The 2,521-nt window shown below is 62.4% G+C and carries 2 protein-coding genes; both read right to left on the bottom strand.

Annotation, left to right across the window (positions count from 1 at the left end):
* Positions 1-1,204, bottom strand: a 1,204-nt coding sequence (locus tag H5U38_01215; protein ID MBC7185632.1) for a uroporphyrinogen decarboxylase family protein, incomplete at its 3' end; no start/stop codon positions are given.
* 16 nt (positions 1,205-1,220) lie between these two features.
* Positions 1,221-2,521: T9SS type A sorting domain-containing protein (locus H5U38_01210; GenBank protein ID MBC7185631.1), on the bottom strand; the 1,301-nt coding region annotated here is incomplete at its 5' end.

The raw sequence follows: 2,521 nt of genomic DNA, 5'->3' as shown, positions 1-2,521 counted from the left end.
TGATCTTGTGCTCGCGCCAGATCACCAGGTCGCCGAAATGCGGCGCCACGGCCTTCACCGCCTCGACCATGTACTGGCAGGGCGCGCATGCCTCCGAGTCCAAGGTGATGATGTCCACGATCACCCGGTCGGTGCGCCCATAGTCGGCCAGGTTGATGGAGGGCGTCACCTCTGCGGCCTTGGCCAAGAGCTCCCGCGCCACCTGTCGTGTGTAGTCGTCGTGCACCACCTCCGCGACCGCTTTCAGGTTGGCCGGTGGCGTGCCATAGGGCAGATCGCAGCCCGGGGCGAGGATGTAGCCTGTATCGCCCCCAATGTCCATGCACTGCAAGGCACTGCGCCGGGCGTCGTCTTCGCTGCCCATGAGGAGCACGGTGGTCAGGGGCATGTTCCCGCCAAAAGAGACGCCGTACTGCTGGCAGGTCCTTTTGACAAAGTCCAGGGGAATGTTCTCGTCCACGCAGATGTTGTCCGGGCCGGTCTGGCACATTGCCTCGACGTTCTTCTGCGCATGGCCGCACACAAAGAAGGACGACAGCAATCCCAGGGCGCGAATGCGGTCAAAGACCTCCTGTGCGCACGGCGAAACGAAGGCGCGGAAGGTGTCCGGCGAAATCTGGCTGGTCATCGGATCCACTAGGGCAATCACATCGCAACCGGCCGCGGCGTAGAGTTCAGCCATACGCGTTGCCACCGCCGTGGTGAACTGCATGAGCTCCCTTACCGCTTCGGGGTGGTCGTACATTTCCATGAAAATGCCCGTTCCCTTGAGGTGAAGGGCGAGGGTAAACGGCCCAGTCACCAGACCGAAGAGCGCCACGTCGTGTCCGGCTTGGGCGAGGCGGCGCGTGGCCTCCATCACCATGGGGATGCGTCCTGCGCGCTCATCCGGCACCCTGAGCTCAGACAGGCTCTTCTGCTCCAGCACATGACTGACCACGGCAGGGGGGTTCTCCTTTGCCCACTGCAGCTCGCACCCTAAAGCCTCGGCCTCGACTTGCAGGTCAAACGTGACCGGCACACCGTCTGGCTGATACTGGCGGATGGCCTCCGTCACGCCCTGGACAATGAGATCAGCCGATTGCAGGTACGTCGTCGCGTCCTTGCCAATGAGCGCGCCTCCATGGCAGCCCACAAATGGAAGCCAAGGAGTGCGTTCGGTCTTTTGCCCGCGTATGGCGTTCAGAATAAGCTCTTTTCCCATGTAGTGCTCCGTGTGTTCATTTGAGAAGAATCAACTTTCTTCGCCGCACCTGGTCCCCGGCAGTCATGCGCACGAAGTACAAACCGCTCGCCACTGGTTTGCCGTCGACATCGTCGCCCCGCCATCGCACCGTATGCCGGCCAGGAGGCACAGTAGCGTCCACCAGGGTGCGCACCAATTGCCCCTTGCTGTTGAACAGCGCGATGACCACCCGCATCTGTTCAGGCACGCGGTAGGAGATGGTGGTCTCCGGATTGAAGGGGTTGGGATAGTTCTGCTCCAAATCCCATTGCCACGACATGGCGTCGTCCCCCTGCGGAGCCGCGCCCGAAGAAAGGTCGTTGAGGCGTAGCGTCACAATTTGCCGCGGACCTATGGCAATCCGCACTCCCCCGGCATGCACCGCTGCGGCTGTACGGTCATGCTCAACCCCGTCGGTAATTGTCGCCGCAGAGATGCGCAAGACGTCGGAGCGCAGCGTAACCTCGGCGGGCTGGCCGCTGAGCTCCATGAGGCGGACAATGGTTCCGCCGCCCCAGTGAGCCTGTTTCAGGTTCACCACCATGACTTGCGGCTGGTCACACCACAGAAAGCTGGCCACGGCCGCAGAGAGAAGCCCGTTATCGTTGTGCGGCACCTGGCAGCCGAACAGCGGCGTGTTGAAGCTCCATACGAACTGCGCCACCGCCACCGGGTCGAACCCGCCGCTATCCCCAGCAAAGGCAAAAGCCGACAGTATCAGCGGGCTGGTTCCTGGCTCCGCATCGATGGGGCCGACGCTGCCCCCTTCGAACCTTCCTTCATCCTCCTTCTTGATGAACCGGCACAGCAAAGTGGCTTCGCTCGGGGCAAAAGAAGCCTCCACGCCGTGCGGACGCTCAAACTCAACAGTGAAGGTCTCCCGCAAGGCCCAGACAATGCGATAGGTGCCATCGGTGACGCACCCGCCGTGCTGGAGAGCAAACCAGCCCCGTGGCGCGCCCGGAAGGTGATCGCTGGCCGGGTTCCAGAAGCCATGCGGTCCCTCCAGGTAGGTGTTAAAGTTCGTCATGGCAAAAGGGAACACATAGGCGTACTGCTCCGAGCCTATGCTATTGGGCACCCACTCCATGAGGCGCCGATCCATGACGTTGACGATCTCGACACGCGGCAGGCCCTGGTAGAGCCAGATCTCGCTCCGCACAAAGGGCGTGCCGCTCCGTTCGATGACCAGGGCCCGGGCCACTGGACCTGACACCGTAGTATCCACCCGCGCGCTCCCCAACGGCATCACCTGGCCGTTGCCCACAGCCTTCAGCCATCCGTTGAACGGAAAGG

This window comes from Calditrichota bacterium (assembly GCA_014359355.1).
Taxonomy (GTDB): domain Bacteria; phylum Zhuqueibacterota; class Zhuqueibacteria; order JANLFK01; family Oleimicrobiaceae; genus Oleimicrobium.
The sequence above is the reverse complement of the archived record's forward strand: the minus strand, read 5'-3'. Positions and strand labels throughout refer to the sequence as shown.